At 68.1% G+C, this 17,136-nt stretch carries 18 protein-coding genes; 10 read left to right on the top strand and 8 right to left on the bottom strand.

Features of this window, described 5'->3' with window-relative positions:
* Positions 1-197: 197 nt before the first annotated feature.
* The gene (locus tag NB3_RS19005) at positions 198-851 is read right to left on the bottom strand and encodes an HD domain-containing protein (RefSeq protein ID WP_067804952.1); all 654 of its coding nucleotides are present in this window, start codon (positions 849-851) and stop codon (positions 198-200) included.
* Between the two features lie 157 nt (positions 852-1,008).
* On the opposite strand from NB3_RS19005, the gene NB3_RS19000 reads away from it, so the two are divergent.
* Positions 1,009-1,929, top strand: coding sequence for an NADP-dependent oxidoreductase (locus NB3_RS19000; protein WP_067804949.1), 921 nt, complete (start codon positions 1,009-1,011; stop codon positions 1,927-1,929).
* 77 nt (positions 1,930-2,006) lie between these two features.
* Here the strand turns inward: NB3_RS19000 and NB3_RS18995 are convergent, their stop codons facing one another.
* The 5 genes from NB3_RS18995 to NB3_RS18975 all read right to left on the bottom strand — a co-directional run bounded on the left by NB3_RS18995 (position 2,007) and on the right by NB3_RS18975 (position 6,475).
* The gene (locus NB3_RS18995) at positions 2,007-3,461 is read right to left on the bottom strand and encodes an alpha/beta hydrolase family protein (RefSeq protein ID WP_084823474.1); all 1,455 of its coding nucleotides are present in this window, start codon (positions 3,459-3,461) and stop codon (positions 2,007-2,009) included.
* A gap of 8 nt (positions 3,462-3,469) precedes the next feature.
* A complete protein-coding gene (locus NB3_RS18990; protein ID WP_067804943.1) occupies positions 3,470-4,048 on the bottom strand; it encodes a dihydrofolate reductase family protein in 579 nt (192 codons plus the stop codon).
* A gap of 59 nt (positions 4,049-4,107) precedes the next feature.
* Positions 4,108-4,911 (bottom strand): LLM class flavin-dependent oxidoreductase, encoded by an 804-nt coding sequence (locus NB3_RS18985; protein ID WP_067804940.1) that lies wholly within the window; start codon positions 4,909-4,911, stop codon positions 4,108-4,110.
* Between the two features lie 260 nt (positions 4,912-5,171).
* Positions 5,172-5,903, bottom strand: coding sequence for a dienelactone hydrolase family protein (locus NB3_RS18980; RefSeq protein WP_067804937.1), 732 nt, complete (start codon positions 5,901-5,903; stop codon positions 5,172-5,174).
* Between the two features lie 227 nt (positions 5,904-6,130).
* Positions 6,131-6,475 (bottom strand): DUF6223 family protein, encoded by a 345-nt coding sequence (locus NB3_RS18975; protein ID WP_067804934.1) that lies wholly within the window; start codon positions 6,473-6,475, stop codon positions 6,131-6,133.
* 192 nt (positions 6,476-6,667) lie between these two features.
* Here NB3_RS18975 and NB3_RS18970 point away from each other — a divergent pair, with 192 nt between their 5' ends.
* Together NB3_RS18970 and NB3_RS18965 are read left to right on the top strand one after the other, a co-directional pair.
* The gene (locus tag NB3_RS18970) at positions 6,668-7,750 is read left to right on the top strand and encodes a sensor histidine kinase (protein ID WP_067804931.1); all 1,083 of its coding nucleotides are present in this window, start codon (positions 6,668-6,670) and stop codon (positions 7,748-7,750) included.
* Positions 7,747-8,409 carry a response regulator gene (locus NB3_RS18965; protein WP_067804928.1) on the top strand — a complete coding sequence of 221 codons (663 nt, stop codon included), beginning with the start codon at positions 7,747-7,749 and terminating at the stop codon, positions 8,407-8,409. Before NB3_RS18970 ends, NB3_RS18965 begins: the two co-directional genes overlap by 4 nt.
* A 109-nt stretch (positions 8,410-8,518) precedes the next feature.
* Here NB3_RS18965 and NB3_RS36255 read toward each other — a convergent pair whose 3' ends face one another.
* A complete protein-coding gene (locus NB3_RS36255; RefSeq protein WP_244891975.1) occupies positions 8,519-9,367 on the bottom strand; it encodes a hypothetical protein in 849 nt (282 codons plus the stop codon).
* Here NB3_RS36255 and NB3_RS36250 point away from each other — a divergent pair.
* Genes NB3_RS36250 through NB3_RS18935 form a run of 6 tightly spaced genes read left to right on the top strand, consistent with a single transcriptional unit; the run spans position 9,257 to position 14,373 of the window.
* A complete protein-coding gene (locus tag NB3_RS36250) occupies positions 9,257-10,033 on the top strand; it encodes a glycosyltransferase (protein WP_307695060.1) in 777 nt (258 codons plus the stop codon). The two genes, NB3_RS36255 and NB3_RS36250, sit on opposite strands and share 111 nt — an antisense overlap.
* 44 nt (positions 10,034-10,077) lie before the next feature.
* Positions 10,078-11,082, top strand: coding sequence for a phytoene/squalene synthase family protein (locus NB3_RS18955; protein ID WP_084823473.1), 1,005 nt, complete (start codon positions 10,078-10,080; stop codon positions 11,080-11,082).
* 10 nt (positions 11,083-11,092) lie between these two features.
* A complete protein-coding gene (locus NB3_RS18950; RefSeq protein ID WP_067804922.1) occupies positions 11,093-11,446 on the top strand; it encodes a lycopene cyclase domain-containing protein in 354 nt (117 codons plus the stop codon).
* The gene (locus NB3_RS18945) at positions 11,443-11,772 is read left to right on the top strand and encodes a lycopene cyclase domain-containing protein (RefSeq protein ID WP_067804920.1); all 330 of its coding nucleotides are present in this window, start codon (positions 11,443-11,445) and stop codon (positions 11,770-11,772) included. Before NB3_RS18950 ends, NB3_RS18945 begins: the two co-directional genes overlap by 4 nt.
* Complete coding sequence (locus NB3_RS18940; protein ID WP_067804917.1) at positions 11,772-13,370, top strand: FAD-dependent oxidoreductase; 1,599 nt, start codon at positions 11,772-11,774, stop codon at positions 13,368-13,370. The genes NB3_RS18945 and NB3_RS18940 overlap by 1 nt, the downstream gene beginning before the upstream one ends.
* Complete coding sequence (locus tag NB3_RS18935) at positions 13,363-14,373, top strand: Rieske (2Fe-2S) protein (protein ID WP_067804914.1); 1,011 nt, start codon at positions 13,363-13,365, stop codon at positions 14,371-14,373. Before NB3_RS18940 ends, NB3_RS18935 begins: the two co-directional genes overlap by 8 nt.
* A gap of 996 nt (positions 14,374-15,369) precedes the next feature.
* Here the strand turns inward: NB3_RS18935 and NB3_RS18930 are convergent.
* On the bottom strand, positions 15,370-15,999 hold the full coding sequence (locus NB3_RS18930; protein ID WP_067804911.1) for a TetR/AcrR family transcriptional regulator: 630 nt from the start codon (positions 15,997-15,999) through the stop codon (positions 15,370-15,372).
* Positions 16,000-16,065: 66 nt separating this feature from the next.
* Between NB3_RS18930 and NB3_RS18925 the strand changes: the two genes are divergently transcribed.
* Entirely contained in the window at positions 16,066-16,839 is a 774-nt protein-coding gene (locus NB3_RS18925) for an SDR family NAD(P)-dependent oxidoreductase (protein WP_067804908.1), read from the top strand.
* Positions 16,840-17,136 lie beyond the last annotated feature (297 nt).

Raw genomic sequence — 17,136 nt, 5'->3', positions numbered from 1 at the left:
CCGCCATGCCGTGTTAGTGCGTACATGAACAGGCGAACTGTCGTACCTCGTCGGGGTTGCTGGGCATCTCCTGAATGCTCGATATTCACTCGTTGCGAAATAGTTTCAGAATTTGTCAGCGAACGAGACTTCTGCGAATTGTCGATATCCTCGCCAAACCGCGATCGTCAGCGGGCAGTGTGGCTCGCAGTCTTTCCCTAACGACTGCGGTACGCGGACGTCCTCCTGGGGTTTTCCTCGGGCGTGTGTCCGGAACCGGCGACCAGGGGATTCGCGGCAATCCTCGTGGCGAGGCCGGATCGCATCGCGCGTGCGGCAGAGCTGCCCGTCTTCCGGTCGGCCTGAATCTGGAAGCAGGCAAGGAACTCGTCGGCGAATCCGAGCCGGGGGTACCGCTGGAGTACTTCGGCACGGAAGGCGGGGCTGAAATCATCGACGTTCTTTCCCACGACGTCCAACGTCGCCGCCCGCGACAGCAAGTGGCCTTCAGGGTCGTCTGCCACGTCCACGTCGTCCATATGCCTGGCGATGACTTCGCCGAGGTGTTCGCGGCGCTCACTCGGCCAACCGGCGCCTGTGGCGAACACCCGGGCGACATGGCCTCCGGCCTGCTCGAAGGAAACCGTGTGGCTGTCGAACTCCGGCGCCAGGCCGAGGTCGTGGAACATCGCGGCCGTGAACAGCAGTTCGGCGTCGTACCGGATGTTCTGCCGTCTGCCGTAGGCGGCCGCCCAGACGTAGACGCGGTGCGAGTGGTTCAGCAAGGCGGTGGAGTGGTAAGCGGAGGCCACCTCCAGGGCGGCCGATGCGGCGGCCGTCTCGGGAATCACGAGGTCGTCCAGATCACCCATGCTTCGACAGTACGGCGCGGAGGCTGCGTTGCGACGGCACGATGCGTGGGCATTCATGCTGCTGGCGGCCCATCGAGTCCCCCGAGTGGCCGCCGCGGGCGAACTCGAGTGCGTACCGTCGAAACCGATCAGTCCTACGACTACCGGAAGGACCGCCATGCGAGCCGTCACAGTCCGGGACCGCGAAGCCGGCATCGGCGGCTTGACCCTGACCGATCTGCCGCATCCCCACGCCGCTGAGAACGACGTGATCGTGCGAGTTCACGCTGCCGGATTCACCCGCGGCGAGCTGGACTGGCCGGCGACGTGGACCGACCGCGCCGGCCGCGACCGCACCCCGAGCGTCCCCGGTCACGAACTATCAGGCGTAGTCGCCGAGGTCGGCTACGGAACCACCGGCCTCACGGTGGGGCAGCGCGTCTTCGGCCCGACCGACTGGGCGCGCGACGGTTCGCTCGCGGAGTACACCGCCGTGGAAGCCCGCAACCTGGTCCCGCTCCCCGCCGACGTCGACCATGTCGCCGCCGCCGCTCTGCCGATCTCCGGCCTGACGGCGTGGCAAGCCCTGTTCGACCACGCCCACCTGGCAGCCGGCCGAACCGTCCTCGTTCACGGAGTCTGTGGCGCCGTCGGCTCGGTCGCCGCGCAACTGGCCCATGAGGCGGGAGCCCGGATCATCGGCACCGGCCGAGCCGCCGACGAGGACGCGGCGCGCGATCTGGGTGTCCACGAGTTCATCGACTTGGACGGCGGAGTCCTGGAGGACGCCGGGGCGGTCGACGTGGTACTCGACGTGATCGGCGGTGACATCCGCGACCGGTCCACCGCGCTCCTACGCCCCGGCGGCACCCTCGTCACCATCGCCGGCCCACCCACCATTCACCCTGAGGACGGCCGGGCCATCTTCTTCGTCGTGGAACCCAACCGGGAGCAACTGGCCCAACTCGCCACCCGCCTCCATCAGGGCCGACTGGTCCCACTCGTCACCACGGTCCGCTCCCTGGCCGAGGCTCCCGCGGCCTTCAGCCCCGAGCGGCGCACCCGCGGCAGAACGATCATCACCATTGGCACCGACTGATGTTCGCCGATCCACTGCGAGGCCCCGAGGACGTCAGTGCCCGTGTCCACAGCTCGTGATTCGCCGGGACGCGGCAGTCACAGGTGCGGTAGGACTTCGGGTTGGGCCAGAGCTGTGATCGCGTCGATGACGCTGATGTCGTTCTGGCCGAAGACGGCGTCGAAGAAGGTGCGCAGATAGGTCCGTTGCAGGTCGATCGACCGCTGGGGGTCGATCGCGCCCACCGCTTTCGTCGTTGTCTCTGCCGAAAGCAGCCCGGCAGCGGTCAGCTGAGGCAGGATAGTCTGCTGGTCGGAGAAGGACATGTGCTCGGTGCCCGACACCCGAAGAGGCAGCTTCACGCCGGTGTTGTGGAGCCAGTGGGGCTCCCAGCCAGGCTTGCCGTACCAGGGAGACGTGCCACTGGCGAGCATGAGGAGTGGCTTGTCGGTCCCCTCTGTGGCGACCGATCCGAGGATCGGTCCGTCCAGATCGACGCCGGCGCGGATCCGGGGTTCGTCGTGCAACGTCTGCACCGTGGTCGATCCCCCGAGCGAATGCCCGAACATCCCTACCTTTGTCATGTCCATGTGCTCGGCCAGTCCCGCAGGCAGGCGCCTGCCGGTGTGCGAGCTCTGTCCGGTGGCGGCCGCCACAAGTTCATCGAGCACGAAGCGGGTGTCGGCCACCCGCGTCGGAAGCAGGACATCCCGCAGGACCTCTTGCGGCGAATCCAGCGGGACAACAGTGTGTTCGACCCGTCCGTCGGGGAAGTGGACGGAGAACGCCTCGTGCGTATGGTTGATCGCGACCACGACATAACCGTGACTGGCCAGGTCCTCGGCTTGGGCGGTACTCCAGCCGGTGGCATCGCCCATACCGGGGGAGTTCAACAACACCGGGAACCGGCCGACTCCTTCGCGTGCCGGTCGATTCGGGTAGCTGTGACTCGGGCCCAGCGACCAGCGGTCTCGAGGTACGCCGAGTTCGGCCAGGTAGTCGGCTTGTTCCTCCCGTCCGCCCGGCGACATCCAGGCCGCCGCAGCGGAAGCACCCGAGTCCTGCGCCGGATACCAGATCTGAACCAGGACTTCCCGGCGGCCTTCGTCCCATGGGTCGGTGCGGCCGGGGTCGGTGAGGTGAAGCTCGGCCACGCCGACAGGGTTGCTGCCGGTGGGGGAAGGTACAGACACGACCACAGCATCGACTGATACCGAGCCGGGTGCGGCTCCGACCGGCGCCGCGATAGCACTGGTGGCCGTCCAGGCCACCGCGACGATGATCGCGAACCGTCGTAAACGTCTGCGTGCCATCACATCCCCCGATTTCGGTCCACCAACGCATCGCCACCCTATAGAGCTCCACCCGATGCGGCGGCGATCTGTGGTGCGCTCGCGCCCGTGCAACCGACTGCGCTGCCGGAGTCGTGGCTCCCGTTCAACTGTTGACCGCGAGATATGCGCGGCACAGTTCGTGGTGGAAAGCGCGCAGGCGCGATCGCGAACGGCGTCCTGAACCGGGACGCGGGTCGGGTTCCGCCGCGCGACGGGCATGGATGTGCTCAGATGTGCAGAGCGGGCCGGTAGATGAGCTCTTGGATGTTGCCGTCGAGCGTGCGGCTCTCGATCAGTTCGAGGTCGAAGTCGGCCGCACCCCGGAAGATCGGGTCATCGCCGGTCTGGCCGGTGATGACCGGGAAGAGCGTCACCTGGACGCGGTCGACCAGGCCGGCAGCCATCAGCGATCGGTTCATCGACAGGCTGCCGTGCGAGCGCAACGGCACCTCGGACTCCTCTTTGAGCCGAGCGACGACCTCGACGGCGTCACCGCTCACGACGGTGGCGTCCGGCCAGTCGAGAGGACCGTGCAGGGTCGTCGACACGACCGTCGCCGGCAGATCCCGCATCCGGGTGACCCATGGGTCGCGCACGGAGTCCTCGGCGCCCGAGGCCAACAGTTGTGCGAATGCCCGATACGTATTGGCCCCGAATACCATCCGCTGCTCCGGGTTGTACAAGGCGAGGCGGTGGTCGAGCAGTTCAGGGCCTTGCTTGCCCCAATAGCCGCCCCAGTCGCCCCCGCTGACGCCGCCGTAGCCGTCGAGGCTGGAAAAGACGTCGAACGTGTACGTGGCGGTCATGATGCTCTCCTCGGGTGTGGTCGATCGGGTATGTCCTCGCGTCATCCCTCGCCGCTCGATCAGCGTCCGGCGAGTTCGGCGACGACCGGAGCGAACTTGTCGGCGAAGTCGGCGCCGAAGACGAAATAGGAGAAGCCGATCTCCTCCCGTCGCCGCTGGATTTCCTCGGCGGCGGCCGCGGGGTCTTCCGGAAGTATGGCCAGCGAGTCCACCGGAAGCGCGGCAGGGTCGGTATCGGGAGGCGCCATGAACGGCGCGACCGTGTTGCCGATGATCGGTACGTGCAACGCGAGTTCGAGGTCACCGAGCGCGCTGACATCGTGTGCCAGCTGGGTGACTTCGGCCCGGGACTCGTCCGGCATCAGTGCGAAGGTGACTGTGTCGGCGACCTCGGCTGCCAGCGCCTGTGCCTTCGGGCCGCGTACGGCCATCACCACAGGGGTGTGACGGTCGGGGCCGTCGAGATCTCGCAGCGCTGTGACGGTCTCACGCACTCGAGCCAGCCGCTCGTTCGGCGGGACGACTGGAAGTCCTTTCTCGCGGAGCTCGTTTTCCATGCCTGGCCTGCCGGTGCCGATGCCCAGCTCGAAGCGACCGCCGGTGAGCTCGGACAGCGAGTGCGCTTCCCACGCCGTCATCCAGGGCGGGCGCAGCGGGGAGGCATACACCCAAGTGCCGACGCGCAGGTCGGTGAGGGCCGCGGCGGTGGCCAGCGTGGGGCCTGGCGCCGGTTGCCACTGCGGGACGTCGGGCATCAGCAATGTCGAGTAGCCGCTATCGGCGATGCGGCGCACGCGGGCCAGCCACGTCGGCAGATCAGTTCTGAGCGGGGCAACAACCCCGAATCGAAACGGTCTCGTCATGCCTGGTCCCTCTCCGTATCTGTGAGATCACCTGTCTGCCGCCCATGGGAGGCCCATGATCATCTCCTTCGGTCCATCCAGAGACATTGACGAAGGACCCACCCGGAATTCATCGGTGCGGCCGAGATCGCACTCCCGCGCACGCCATGAACTCGGTATCCCGCGGTGTCGACCGCGGGGGATGTGCGGCGCCGCCCCGACCGGCCGGCATCGCCGATGGCCGGGGCGGCTGTGCCTGCTGCCGGTCCGACAGCCCGGCGTCACTTCAGGTGTCGGGCGAAGAACCGGTTCGCGTTGTCCCCCTCGAACTGCGGGACGCCGGTGTGCCCGCCCATATTGGCGTGCAGCGTCTTCTCCTCGGAGCCGAAGGCGTCGAACAGGTCCAGGGCCATCTGCCGGTCGTTTCCTTCGTCGTCCCACTGGAGCAGGACGTGCAGCGGAATGGTGATCTGCCGGGCCTCCTCGAACATGCCGCGGGGCACGAAACTTCCGGCGAACAGGGCGGCGGCCGAGATGCGCGGCTCGACCAACGCCAGCCGGATGCCTATGGCGATCACCCCGCCCGAGTATCCGACCGGGCCGCCGATCTCGGGCAGCGAAAGGAGGGCATCCAGGGCGGCCCGCCATTCCGGGACCGCCTTTTCGACCAGTGGGAGGACGAGCCGGTCGACGATCTCGTCGTCGACCGGGCCGCCTCCCTCCAACGCCCGGCGCAGGTCGGCTCGGGCCTGCTCGGCGGCAGCCGACGGGGGCCGGTCACCGCTGCCGGGGAGTTCGATCGTGGCCGCGGCGAAGCCCTCCGCTACGGAGTGCCGGGCTCTGTCCACCAGCCGAGGGTACATCCGACGCAGTCCGCCGGGTTGTCCCATCAGGATCAGCGGCACCGGTGCGGAAGCGGATTCGGGCGTCCACAGGATGCCGGGGATGTCGCCGAGGGCGAATTCGCGTTCGAGGACGCCGTCGTCGAGACGTCGTTCGGAAGTGAATTGCATGGTCGTGCCTTTCGGGAGTGCTCTCGAGCGGCGCTCCCGGACGACCTATCGCCCGACCGTGACCCCAGAGGGGAGCACCCATGTAGATACAGCGTTCACGGGTACCACCTCCTCGTTCTCTGGCACGGCTTCCGGAAGGCTAGCAGGGCCGCCGTGGCCCGCCAACGGGTTTTACGGAGGCTCCGGGCCGATGCCACATCGCCACGGTGCGCGGAGGCGGCGGGCGGTCACCGGGGCAACGGGTTCCTCTTCAAGGCGACCGTGCCGAGGATGGCGGCGACCAGCCCGACGGCCAAGGCCACGAAGCCGCCGACGATTCCGTATCCGGTGCCCGGTCCGCCTTCGGCGGCGGCCACCACCAGTCCGCCGAGCGCGAGGCCGGTCACTCCGGCAGTCAGCGCGGTGATCGCCCCGCGGCGTCCAGCGCGGTGGATGAGGACGCGCACGCCGGTGACGACTCCTAGCAGCCCCAGCGCGACACCGACCAGCGACCAGAAGCGCCCGGGGGTCAACCCGGAGCTGCCCGCCTGGGCAAGGACCTCCGAGGTGGCGAGCAGATGGGAAACGGACATGACGTGTTCCTTCTTCGACGACTGGGGCGAAGCCCATCCTCTCTGCCGGACCACTTCCGGTCGTCCTGCGCACGCAGGAACTTCACGCTGCCACCGAGGGCGTAGGAACCAGCGGAAGTACTGCGTATGCGGTAGATGGTGATCATTCCCGTGGACGACTTCCCCGTGCGGACATCGGGTTAGGGTGCAGCCATGGAACGGCTTCGGGACTGGGCGATCGCGGTGGGCGTCGCGGTGTTCCAGCTCGTTTCGGGGCTGTCGGGGCCGCCGGCCGGGTGGGTACTGCTGGTCGTCGGCGGGCTTTCGTTGGCCGCGAGCCGCCGGGCGCCGGTCGTGGTGCTGGCGGTGACGGGGGTGACCGCGCTGGCATACCAGGCCCTCGGGGTGGATGTGCCCGCGGTCGCGTTCTTGTTCGCCGTGTACGCGGCGTTCCGTGCGGGGCGCCGAGTGGCGGCCGTGGCGGGGTCGGTGCTCATGGTGCTCGTCATGCCGTTCGCGTTGCTGATCGCACCGCGCGGGCTCCTCATGGGCGAGGCGTTCGTGGAGACCCGGGGCGTCCTGCAACTGGCGTGGTTGGTCGCCGCCGGCGCGGCGGGCGAAGCGCTGCGGCAGGCCGAGCGGCGGGCAGAGGAGGCGGAGCGCACCCGTGAGGAGACCGCGCGGCGGCGAGCCGACGAGGAACGCCTGTATATCGCGCGAGAGTTGCACGACTCCCTGACCCATCAGATCTCGGTGATCAAGTTGCAAGCCGAGGTAGCCGTACATCTGGCTCGCAGGCGCGGCGAGCAGGTCCCCGAGGCGCTGCTGGCGATCCTGGCGGCAGGCCGCGAGGCATCCCGGGAGCTGCGGGCCACACTGGAGGCCCTGCGCGATGACCGCGAACCGTCGCACGGGCTCGATCACGTGCCTGCGCTGGTGGACGGAGTCCGCGCGACCGGCCTGGACGCGAGGTTGACGATCGAGGGGCAGCGCGAGGCCCTGCCCGCGGCCGTGGACCGGACCGCCTACCGGATCGTCCAGGAATCGCTGACCAACATCACCCGGCACGCCGCCGCCCGCACCGCGGCGGTCCACATCGAACACCGTCCCGACGCCCTGGTGATCCGAGTGGACGACGACGGCCGAGCCACACCGGACGCCACACCGGTGCCCGGCGTGGGGCTGCTCGGGATGAGCGAGCGGGTCACCGCCCTCGGTGGCCGGTTACACGCGGCGCCCCGCGGCGAGGGCGGTTTCACCGTCCGTGCCGAGCTACCTGTGGAGCGCGCCCGGTGATCCGCGTCCTGCTCGTCGACGACCAAGCGCTGATCCGTAGCGGGTTCCGCGCGCTGCTCGATGCGGAGGACGATATCGAGGTGGTGGCCGAGGCCGCCGACGGCGCGCGGGGCGTCGAGCTGGCCCGCGAACACCACCCCGACATCGCACTCGTGGACATCCAGATGCCAGTTGCAGACGGCATCGAGGCGACCCGGCGCATCGCCGCCGACCCGGCCTTGACCGGGGTGCACGTGGTGATACTGACCAATTACGGCCTGGACGAGTACGTCTTCGACGCCCTGCGCGCGGGTGCGGCCGGGTTCCTGGTCAAGGACATTCATCCGGAGGACTTCCTGTACGCCGTGCGGGTCGCGGCCCGCGGTGACGCGCTGCTCGCGCCGTCGATCACCCGCAAACTGATCAACCGGTACGTCAGCCGGCCACTGGACTCCAGGGAGGCTCCCGGTCTGGCCGAGCTGACCAACCGCGAGCGAGAGGTGGTCACGCTGGTCGCCCGGGGCCTGTCGAACGACGAGATCGCCGAGCACTTGGTGATCAGCCCACTGACCGCCAAGACCCACGTCAGCCGGGCCATGACCAAGCTGCACGCCCGCGACCGCGCCCAGCTGGTCGTCTTGGCCTACGAATCCGGCCTCGTCGCCCCCCGCCGAGCCTGACCTTCCCCGGGCCTCGCGTGGCCGTCCGCTGCGCCGAGCACGCTCCGGAGGGTGCGTTGCTAGCCGCGCCGAATCGGCGTGTCTTCTTCGCGTTCGATCCGATACCTCGTCAAAATGCGACACAATCGATCTGGATGTGCGGGTGCGCACCCGCATTTGCTTTCACGGTGAACCCGAAATCGCGCGGATAAGAAAACCCATGGGCGCGAGTCGGCGATATGGAGCCGACGACCGGTACGGCGGCCACGCTTGAACCCATTGCGATGTCTCGAGAGAGCAGCGAAGGAACCCGGATATGGCTCGATACCTGCTGGCGGCGAGTCCGATATCCGGGCATGTGGCACCCATGCAGGCTGTCGCGGCCGATTTGCGGCGACGTGGGAATCAGGTTCGCTTGCTCACCGGAGCCGCGTTCGGCGCATCCATTCGAGCGCGCGGTATCGAATTCTCCGAGCTTCCTCGCGATGCCGAGGTGGTCCGCGCCGCACCGCCGCGTGGTCGGGCGTCCGGTCTGATTCAGCGGTGGCGGATCGGCCGAGCGGAGTTGCAGTCCGCCTTTCTCGCGCCGCTCCCCGCCCAGCACCGTGCGTTGTGCGCTGAGCTGAACCGCGCGGACTTCGATGCCGTCCTGGTCGATGTGATGTTCACCGGGGCCGTTCCGCTGCTCTTGGCGCAGCGGGAACGCCCGCCGGTGATTGCCTGCGGCGTCGTTCCGTTGATGCTGTCCAGTGCGGACTGCCCGCCGTTCGGGACCGGATGGCAGCCGCGAGCGGGTCGTGACTACACGTCCATGAACCGGTTTGTACAACAGGTGCTCTTTCGTGGTGTTCAGGCGACATTCGATGTAATGCTGCGCGCACTCGGCGTCGGGCCCGCGCCGGTTTTCCTGCTCGACTGGCCTCTGCTCGCCGATCGGATAATGCAGTTCACTGTGCCCGGATTCGAATATCCGCGACATGATCTGCCGCCGTCGGTGGTGTTCACCGGACCAATTCCGACGCCTGCGGCCATGGATGCCGCCATGCCGAGTCGGTTGCCCACAGCGGAAAGCGCCGAAACGATCGTCCATGTCACCCAGGGAACATGGGACAACCGGTATTTCGATCAGTTGCTCCGCCCTTCCCTGACCGCTTTGAGCCATCGCCCCGATGTCTTGGTCGTCGCGTGCACCGGCGGCTCCCACACACCGCTCGGGCCGCTGCCCGCGAACGCATATGCCGCCGATTTCATCCCGTACGACCGTCTCTTGCCGCGCGTCGATCTGATGATCACGAATGGTGGCTACGGTGGGGTGAACCAAGCCCTGCGCCATGGTGTGCCGTTGATCGTCGCGGGCGATACTGCGGACAAGCCTGAAACCGCTGCCCGCGTGGCATACGCAGGCGTGGGAATCAATCTCGGCACCGCACGGCCACAGCCCGCTGCCATCACAGCAGCGGTCGACCGGGTGCTGAGTTCGGGCAGCTTCCGTGACGCGGCGAACCGGTTGGCGTCGGAGATCGGGAACCGGTCCCCCTTCGACACGGTCGCGGCTGTGTTGTCCGAAGTGACATCAGGTCGGCGGCCCGCCGTACCCGCACCGGCCGCCCGGCAACGGTATCCGGCGGAAAGAAACGAGGAATGACGGTGCTGCCCGATGCTCGCCCTTCGGCTGTTGAGGAGACGGACATGATGCGTACAGAACTCGACGCCGCGGGCATCGCGGGGCCGGGACTGCGGCGGTCGTATCGGATCTGCCGGGAACTCAACGCTCGCCATGGGAGGACCTTCTTCCTCGCCACTCGATTGCTCGCACCCGATCAGCGTCCCGCCGTGCACGCGCTGTACGGGTTCGCACGGCGCGCCGACGACATCTTGGACGACTTCGCCCCGCGGTCGTCGACCACCGAACGCACGGCCCGACTCGACACACTCGCACGGCAATTCGAAACCGGGGACACCGGTGGCGATCCGGTACTGGCCGCGGTGCTGCACACCGCGCAGGTCTATCGGATACCGAACCATCTGTTCAGCGCGTTCCTGGCCTCGATGCGTCTGGATCTTTCGGTCACCGACTACCCGGACCGCGCGGCGCTGGACCGCTATGTCTACGGATCGGCGGAGGCGATCGGGCTACAGCTGCTGCCGGTGCTGGGCGCCACGGACACGGCGGCGGCCGCGCCGTACGCCGCCGCCCTCGGCAAGGCTTTCCAGTTGACGAACTTCCTCCGCGATGTCGATGAGGACCTGGCTCGTAACCGCGTGTATCTGCCCGCCGATGAACTGGCCGCACACGGTGTGGACCGGGAGTTGCTGTGCTGGTGCCGCCGACATCGCCGCAGCGAGCCGCGAGTGCGCCGCGCGTTGGCGGCACAACACGCGATCACCAGGCAGATCTACGCTCACGCGCGGGAGGGGATCGCATTGCTGGCACCTCGCTCGCGGCCATGCGTGACGACGGCGGCGACGCTGTACTCAGAGATACTCGACCGCATCGAAGCCGCGGATTTCGAAGTGTTCGGCCGACGTGCCCGAGTCGGAACCGGTCGAAGACTACAGGTCGGCGCGGCGGGCCAGCTCCGCGCGTGGTGGGCGCGGCGGCCTGCCGGACCGGCTCGGTCGAACACAGGCCGCGCGACAGCGGACACATCCGCATCACCGCGCGATGCCGCCGATGCGCGCGAACATACGTGAGGTGGTTGCGATGGACCATTGGCGTTATCTCTTCGTTCTCATCGCCTGTCTGGCGCTGACCGCTCCGCTGGAGTTCCTCGGGGCCGGTGTCTATCGCAGGCCCCGGCTGCTGCTCGGCGCCCTGCTGCCCATCGTGACGTTGTTCGTCGTCTGGGACCTGGTGGCGATCGCCGGCGGGGTGTGGGACTACAACTCGCGTTATCTGCTGGGTGTGTTCCTGCCCGGAGCTATTCCGCTGGAAGAACTGCTGTTCTTCCTCGTCATCCCACTGTGCGGGCTGCTGACCTACAACGCGGTCGAAACGCTGCTCGGCGTCGCTCGCCACCGCGGCAGCGGAAGCCTGTCGGAAGAGCCGCGACGATGAACGCGGCGGGTTGGGGATATACGCTGCCCGTCGTCACGGCGGTCGTGGTGGTGTGCCTGGTCGAGTGCACGCTGTTGCGGACCGGGCTGTTCCGGCGACCCGGCTACTGGTTGACGATGCTGATCGTCCTGAGTTTTCAGATCCCCGTCGACGGGTGGTTGACCCGGCTCGACGCGCCGATCGTGCGGTACAACCCGGACCACGTCCTCGGGCTTCGATTCCCCTGGGATATCCCGGTGGAGGACTTTTTGTTCGGCTTCGTCTTGGTGACCTCGGTACTTCTGGCCTGGGAGCGGGCAAGGCAGCGGCAGGAAGGTGTGCGGTGATGAGGTCCGATGCGTCAGCTGCTCGGCGCCGCGGAGATCCCCGGCGCGTCCGGTATCCCGCGGCCGCGGGGCACAGGGACGTCGGCCGCGACGGTCGCCGCCCGCGCGCCGTTGTCGTCGGTGCGGGTATCGCGGGCTTGGCGGCCGCGACGGGGCTGGCCGAGCGCGGGTTTCACGTCGAGGTCATCGAACGCGAGCGGTACCTGGGTGGGCGGGTCGGCGGCTGGAACGAGCGGCTCCCCGACCGCAGCGCCGTCGGGATGAATCGCGGCTTCCACGCCTTCTTCGCGCAGTATTACAACCTCCGAAAATTGCTCGCGCGTACCGATCCGCAGCTGCGCAGGCTGCGTCGACTCGACGACTATCCGCTCATCGACGCCGAAGGTCGCCGCGACACCTTCCGTCATCTTCCGAGCACTCCACCGTGGAACGCGCTCGCCTTCGCACTGCGCAGCCCGACGTTTCGACTGCGCGATCTGATTCGTATGGACCCACGCGCCGCGGCTCCGCTGGCCGCGGTCTCGGTTCCGGACATCTACCGCCGGATCGATCACCTGGACGCGGAAACGTTCCTGCGTCGCGTCAACTTCCCCGAAGCGGCCCGCCACCTCGCGTTCGACGTCTTCTCCCGCAGCTTCTTCGTCGCCCCCCAGCACATGTCCGCCGCCGAACTGGCGACGATGTTCCACATCTATTTCCTGGGCTCCAGCGAAGGCCTGCTGTTCGATGTGGCCGAGGACAATTTCGACGTCAGCCTGTGGACGCCGCTCGCGGATTACCTCACCGCGCCCCGCGTGCCCGAGCGGCCGGGCACCGTCCGCATTCACACCGGCGTCTGCGTGGACCGCATCGATGCCGACGAGACGCGCGGGTTCCGGGTGCTCGACGACACCGGCGCCGAGACGGCCGCCGACGCGGTGGTCCTGGCCGCCGATATCACCGGGTTGCGCCGGATCGTCGCCGCGTCCCCGACACTCGGCGACGGCCCATGGCGTGCGCGGATAGCCCGAATGGCTGTCGCACCGTCCTTCGCGGTGCATCGCCTGTGGCTGGACCAGCCGATGCGCGCCGATCGTCCGAGCTTCCTCGGCACCGGAAACCTGGATCCGCTCGACAACATCAGCGTGGTGAGCAAGTACGAGAAGCAAGCAGCGGACTGGGCGCGCGGAAGCGGGGGAAGCGTGATCGAATTGCACGCGTACGCCGTCGCGGACGAGATACCGCCCGACGACGCGCGTGCCGAGGTCCGCAGCCGGATGCTGGCCCGGCTGCACCGTCTCTACCCCGAGACGGCCGAAGCCCGCATCGTGGGGGAGAACATGCTGTGGCGGCAGGATTGCCCACGATTCGCTCCCGGAGACTTCGCTCGACGGCCCGGCATCTCGACTCCGCACCCGCGATTGGTCCTGGCAGGCGATGGCATCCGCGTCGACCTGCCGGTAGCTCTGATGGAACGCGCCGCGACCACCGGGTGGATCGCGGCGAACAGGCTGGTTCGTCAGTGGGCCGGTGCCGGGCACTCCTTGCAGACGGTCCCCAGCCAAGGCCGCTCGGCGATCCTGCGCACACTCGCCACTCGCGGAGGACGCGATGAGTAAACGCGATGGGTTGGGGAGATGGCCGGAAAATGCGCCCTTACGGCGGCTCGCGCCGGAGAAATGGTCTCGCCAGCGGCCGACCCACGCGGATGCCGACCCCGGTCTGATCGCGGCGGCGATGCGATGGTCACAGCAGCAGCCCTCGGGTAACTGGTACACCATCGCGGCCAGTCGCAGTGTCGGTCGCGACCGTCCGCTGAGCGCGACCGTCAGCGGGATCGAACTCGTCGCCTGGCGTGACGAGCGGAACCTCTTGCACGTGGGTCCGGGAGCGTGTCCGCACCTGGGTGCGCCCCTCGCCGAGGCGCAGATCGATGACGCCGCACTGATCTGCCGATGGCATGGACTGCGGGTGGAAGCGGCCGGATCCGCCCGATGGTGCCCATACCCGAGTTACGACGACGGCGTGCTGGTCTGGGTGCGGCTGGACACGATCGGCGAGCAGACACCTACCGACGCGCCGATCATCGGCCCCCGGCCCGCCGACACCACCGTGCACGCGGTGACCCGCTCTACCGGCGTGTGCGAACCCCGCGACATCATCGCGAACCGACTCGATCCCTGGCATGGCGCATGGTTGCATCCGTACTCGTTCACCCGCCTCGAGGTGACGCAGACCCCGCCGCGGCGCGACATCACCGAGGAGAACCACCGGTTCCTGCTGACCGTGACTTTCCGGGTCACCCGCAGGCTCGGCGTGCCGGTCGTGGCCGAATTCACCTGCCCGGATCCGCGCACCGTCGTCATGCGCATCATCTCCGGTGAGGGGACCGGAAGCGTTGTGGAGACCCACGCGACCCCGCTGGGTCCCGGCCCCGACGGCCGAGCGCGCACCGCGGTGATCGAAGCCGTGATCGCGAACTCCGAGCGGCCGGGTTTCAAGTACGCGCGCCGGGTTCTGCCGGTGTTGCGACCGCTGATGGCTCGCACCGCGGCCCGGCTGTGGCGTGACGACTTGGCGTACGCCGAGCGCCAGTATGAACTGCGTACCCGCCGTCGTTAGGAGGCCGAATCCCCGGCTGAGAGTAGTTCGCGCACGACCCACTACCCGCTACCGCGATCCGCCGCACCCCACAGGTCCGCGGCGTTCGGTGTCAGCGTGGCCCAGCGGGTCCATCCCTCCGTGGTGAGTCGGGATCACCGCTGCGGCCACTGTCGGGCTCACCTTCGGCGCCCGATCGCTTGCTCGCACCCTTTGCGATTCGGCGCGGTTTGACTGTGCGCCGGATGTCGGCGGCCGGAGCATCCTCACCAGCTCGTTTCCGCCGCAACGCGTCGAGATCGACCACACTCCCGCCAGGCTCGGCGCTGCTCAGGTCGTCTTCCGGAGCGCGATGTCGCCCCGTGCCGGGGCCGACCGGCCACCACCCAGTCTCCCGCTGCAGTTCCGATCGCAGGACGGGCTTGGTGGGCGCAGGGTCATAGACGGAGCCACGGTCCGAGCGCCAAGTCTTTTGACGACGCTCGCCGGCCTCTTCCGCCACCCGTCGGGGGCGACGTGGTAGTCGGGTGACTTTCGAGGTGCCGTCGTCGGCTCCGGGAATCTCCACAGTCTTCATTCCTTCTGCCGTCTTCCTGCGCAACCGTTCCAGCTCATCGAACCTCTTCCCGCCGGACCCTGGCAAGGATCCCCGTCCCGGCCCTTCACTCCGACATCGGGCTAGCGGCCGACGAATGCCACTGCACCCGCCGGCGCCACGCCCGCTGGTATGCCGAACTGAAGTTCGAACGTGTAGACGATTGCGTCGCTCACGTTCGTATTCTCCCTCACCGGGTGACTACCGGGAACCGGAGCCCGCGCCGCGCACGCATGTCGGCACGACCGCGCCCTGCCAGGCGATGTCTCACTGTCCTGGGCAGCTCAGCGCCCGTATGGCTTCCCGATCGATCCGGAAAAGATCGCGGAGAATGCTCGTGGCCGACATGGTGCGGCCCAGATGTCTCCCGACGGACGCTCGCTGTGATCCCGGGGTGACCTGCTCACGTGGAGCAGCGTGGTTCACGCGCCGACCGGCGTGCGGTGCCCACCGGCGTCACGGGATGAGGCTTGCTCGTGGGGAAGCAGTGTCTCGACCAGTAGCTGGGCCTGGGCGGCCGGGCCGGTGGGGCCGAACGCTTGTGTTGTGGCGTAGACGCCTTCCATGATCAGCATGAGGTGGTCGGCGAGTGCTTGCGGATCGCCTATCGGCGTGGTGGCCGCGAGTTCGCCGGTCAGCGCACCGAACTGGGCCCGCACCCAGTGCTTCATCGTCACAGCGTGTCGGTGACCGAGCGCGTCGTGGTCGGGCAGTTCTCCGAGGGCGATGAGGAAGGGACAGCCGCGGCACGATTCGGGACGCACTTGTTCGGCCAGCGCGTCGAACAGGGCGAGGATGCGCTCGCGCGGCCCGTTCCCGGCCGCCGCGGCGCGGAACCACTCCCGGTAGCGGTGGTCTTCTCGTTCGAGATACGCGGCGACCAGATCGTCCTTGGAGCCGAAGAGCCGGTAGAGGGTGGGCGGTGCGACGTTCGCCTCGGCCGCGACGCGGTCCACGCCGGTCGCGCGAATACCGTGCTGGTAGAACAGCTCTCGCGCGACGGCGAGGATGTGCTCCCTGGTGTCCGCGGCGGCGCGGCGTTTCGATCCCACGGGAATACGGTAGCGCTCGCCAGCGATGTTAGGGAGCGTTACGTTACAACGATGCGGGAGTGCGCAATGACCGACTTGAACGGAAAGACCGCCCTGGTGACCGGCGCTTCACGGGGAATAGGCCGGGCCATCGCCGAGCGTTTGGCCGCCGACGGCGCCGAAGTCGCCGTGCATTACGGCACCAACACCGAGGCCGCGGAAGCCACGGTGTCGGCGATCCGGCGCTCGGGCGGCCGGGCTTTCCCGGTGCGCGCCGAGCTGGGCGTCGAGGGGGACATCGACCAACTGTTCGGCGAACTCACCGCGGGTCTCGGTGACCGGCCGTTGGACATCCTGGTCAACAACGCCGCGATCATCGCCTATGACGCCACGGTCGAGCAGGCCACGCCCGAGCACTTCGACCGGTTGTTCGCGGTCAATGTGCGGGCGCCGTTGTTCATCGTCCAGCGGGCGTTGCCGTTGCTGCGCGACGGCGGACGCATCGTCAACATCTCCTCCGGCGTCACCTGGTTCGCCACGCCGGAGGTCGTGTACGGCATGACCAAAGGCGCGCTCAACGTGCTCGGCCGGTCACTGGCCAACACCTTGGGGCCGCGCGGGATCACGGTGAACACGGTCTCGCCCGGCATCACCGACACCGACATGAATTCCTGGCTGCACACCAACGACGGCGCGATCTCCGGTGTGGCGGGCATGACCGCGCTCGAGCGCGTCGGCCGCGGCTCGGACATCGCCGACGCGGTGGCCTTCTTCGCCTCCGACGACGGACGCTGGGTCACCGGTCAGACGCTGGAGGTGAACGGCGGGCTGTTCCTTGGGCCGAGATCACCGTCCTGGTGACCGCCCCGATTGCGGGCCTGCGGCACCGGTACCCGTGCGGCGGGCGGACGCATGGTCGCGAACGAGCAGCCACCGAAATTCGGTGGCTGCCTCGCGGCGTGCGGCGGTAGCGTTGCGCGACCTCGCCAGCGCGAGAGTCTGCCGACGTGTGAAGGAGTGATTTATGTCCCGGCGAGCGCCGAGCGCGCCTCCCCGTGTGGATCCGAACGACCCGTCCGGCCACGCCTGATCCAGCCGACGCCGCAAGCGCTTGTCGAGGCGCGCTCGGTCTTCTCCTGCTGCATTGCACACCGCTCA

It is taken from the genome of Nocardia beijingensis NBRC 16342 (assembly GCF_001612785.1).
In the GTDB taxonomy this organism is placed as follows: domain Bacteria; phylum Actinomycetota; class Actinomycetes; order Mycobacteriales; family Mycobacteriaceae; genus Nocardia; species Nocardia beijingensis.
This window is presented reverse-complemented; position numbering and strand designations above follow the sequence as displayed.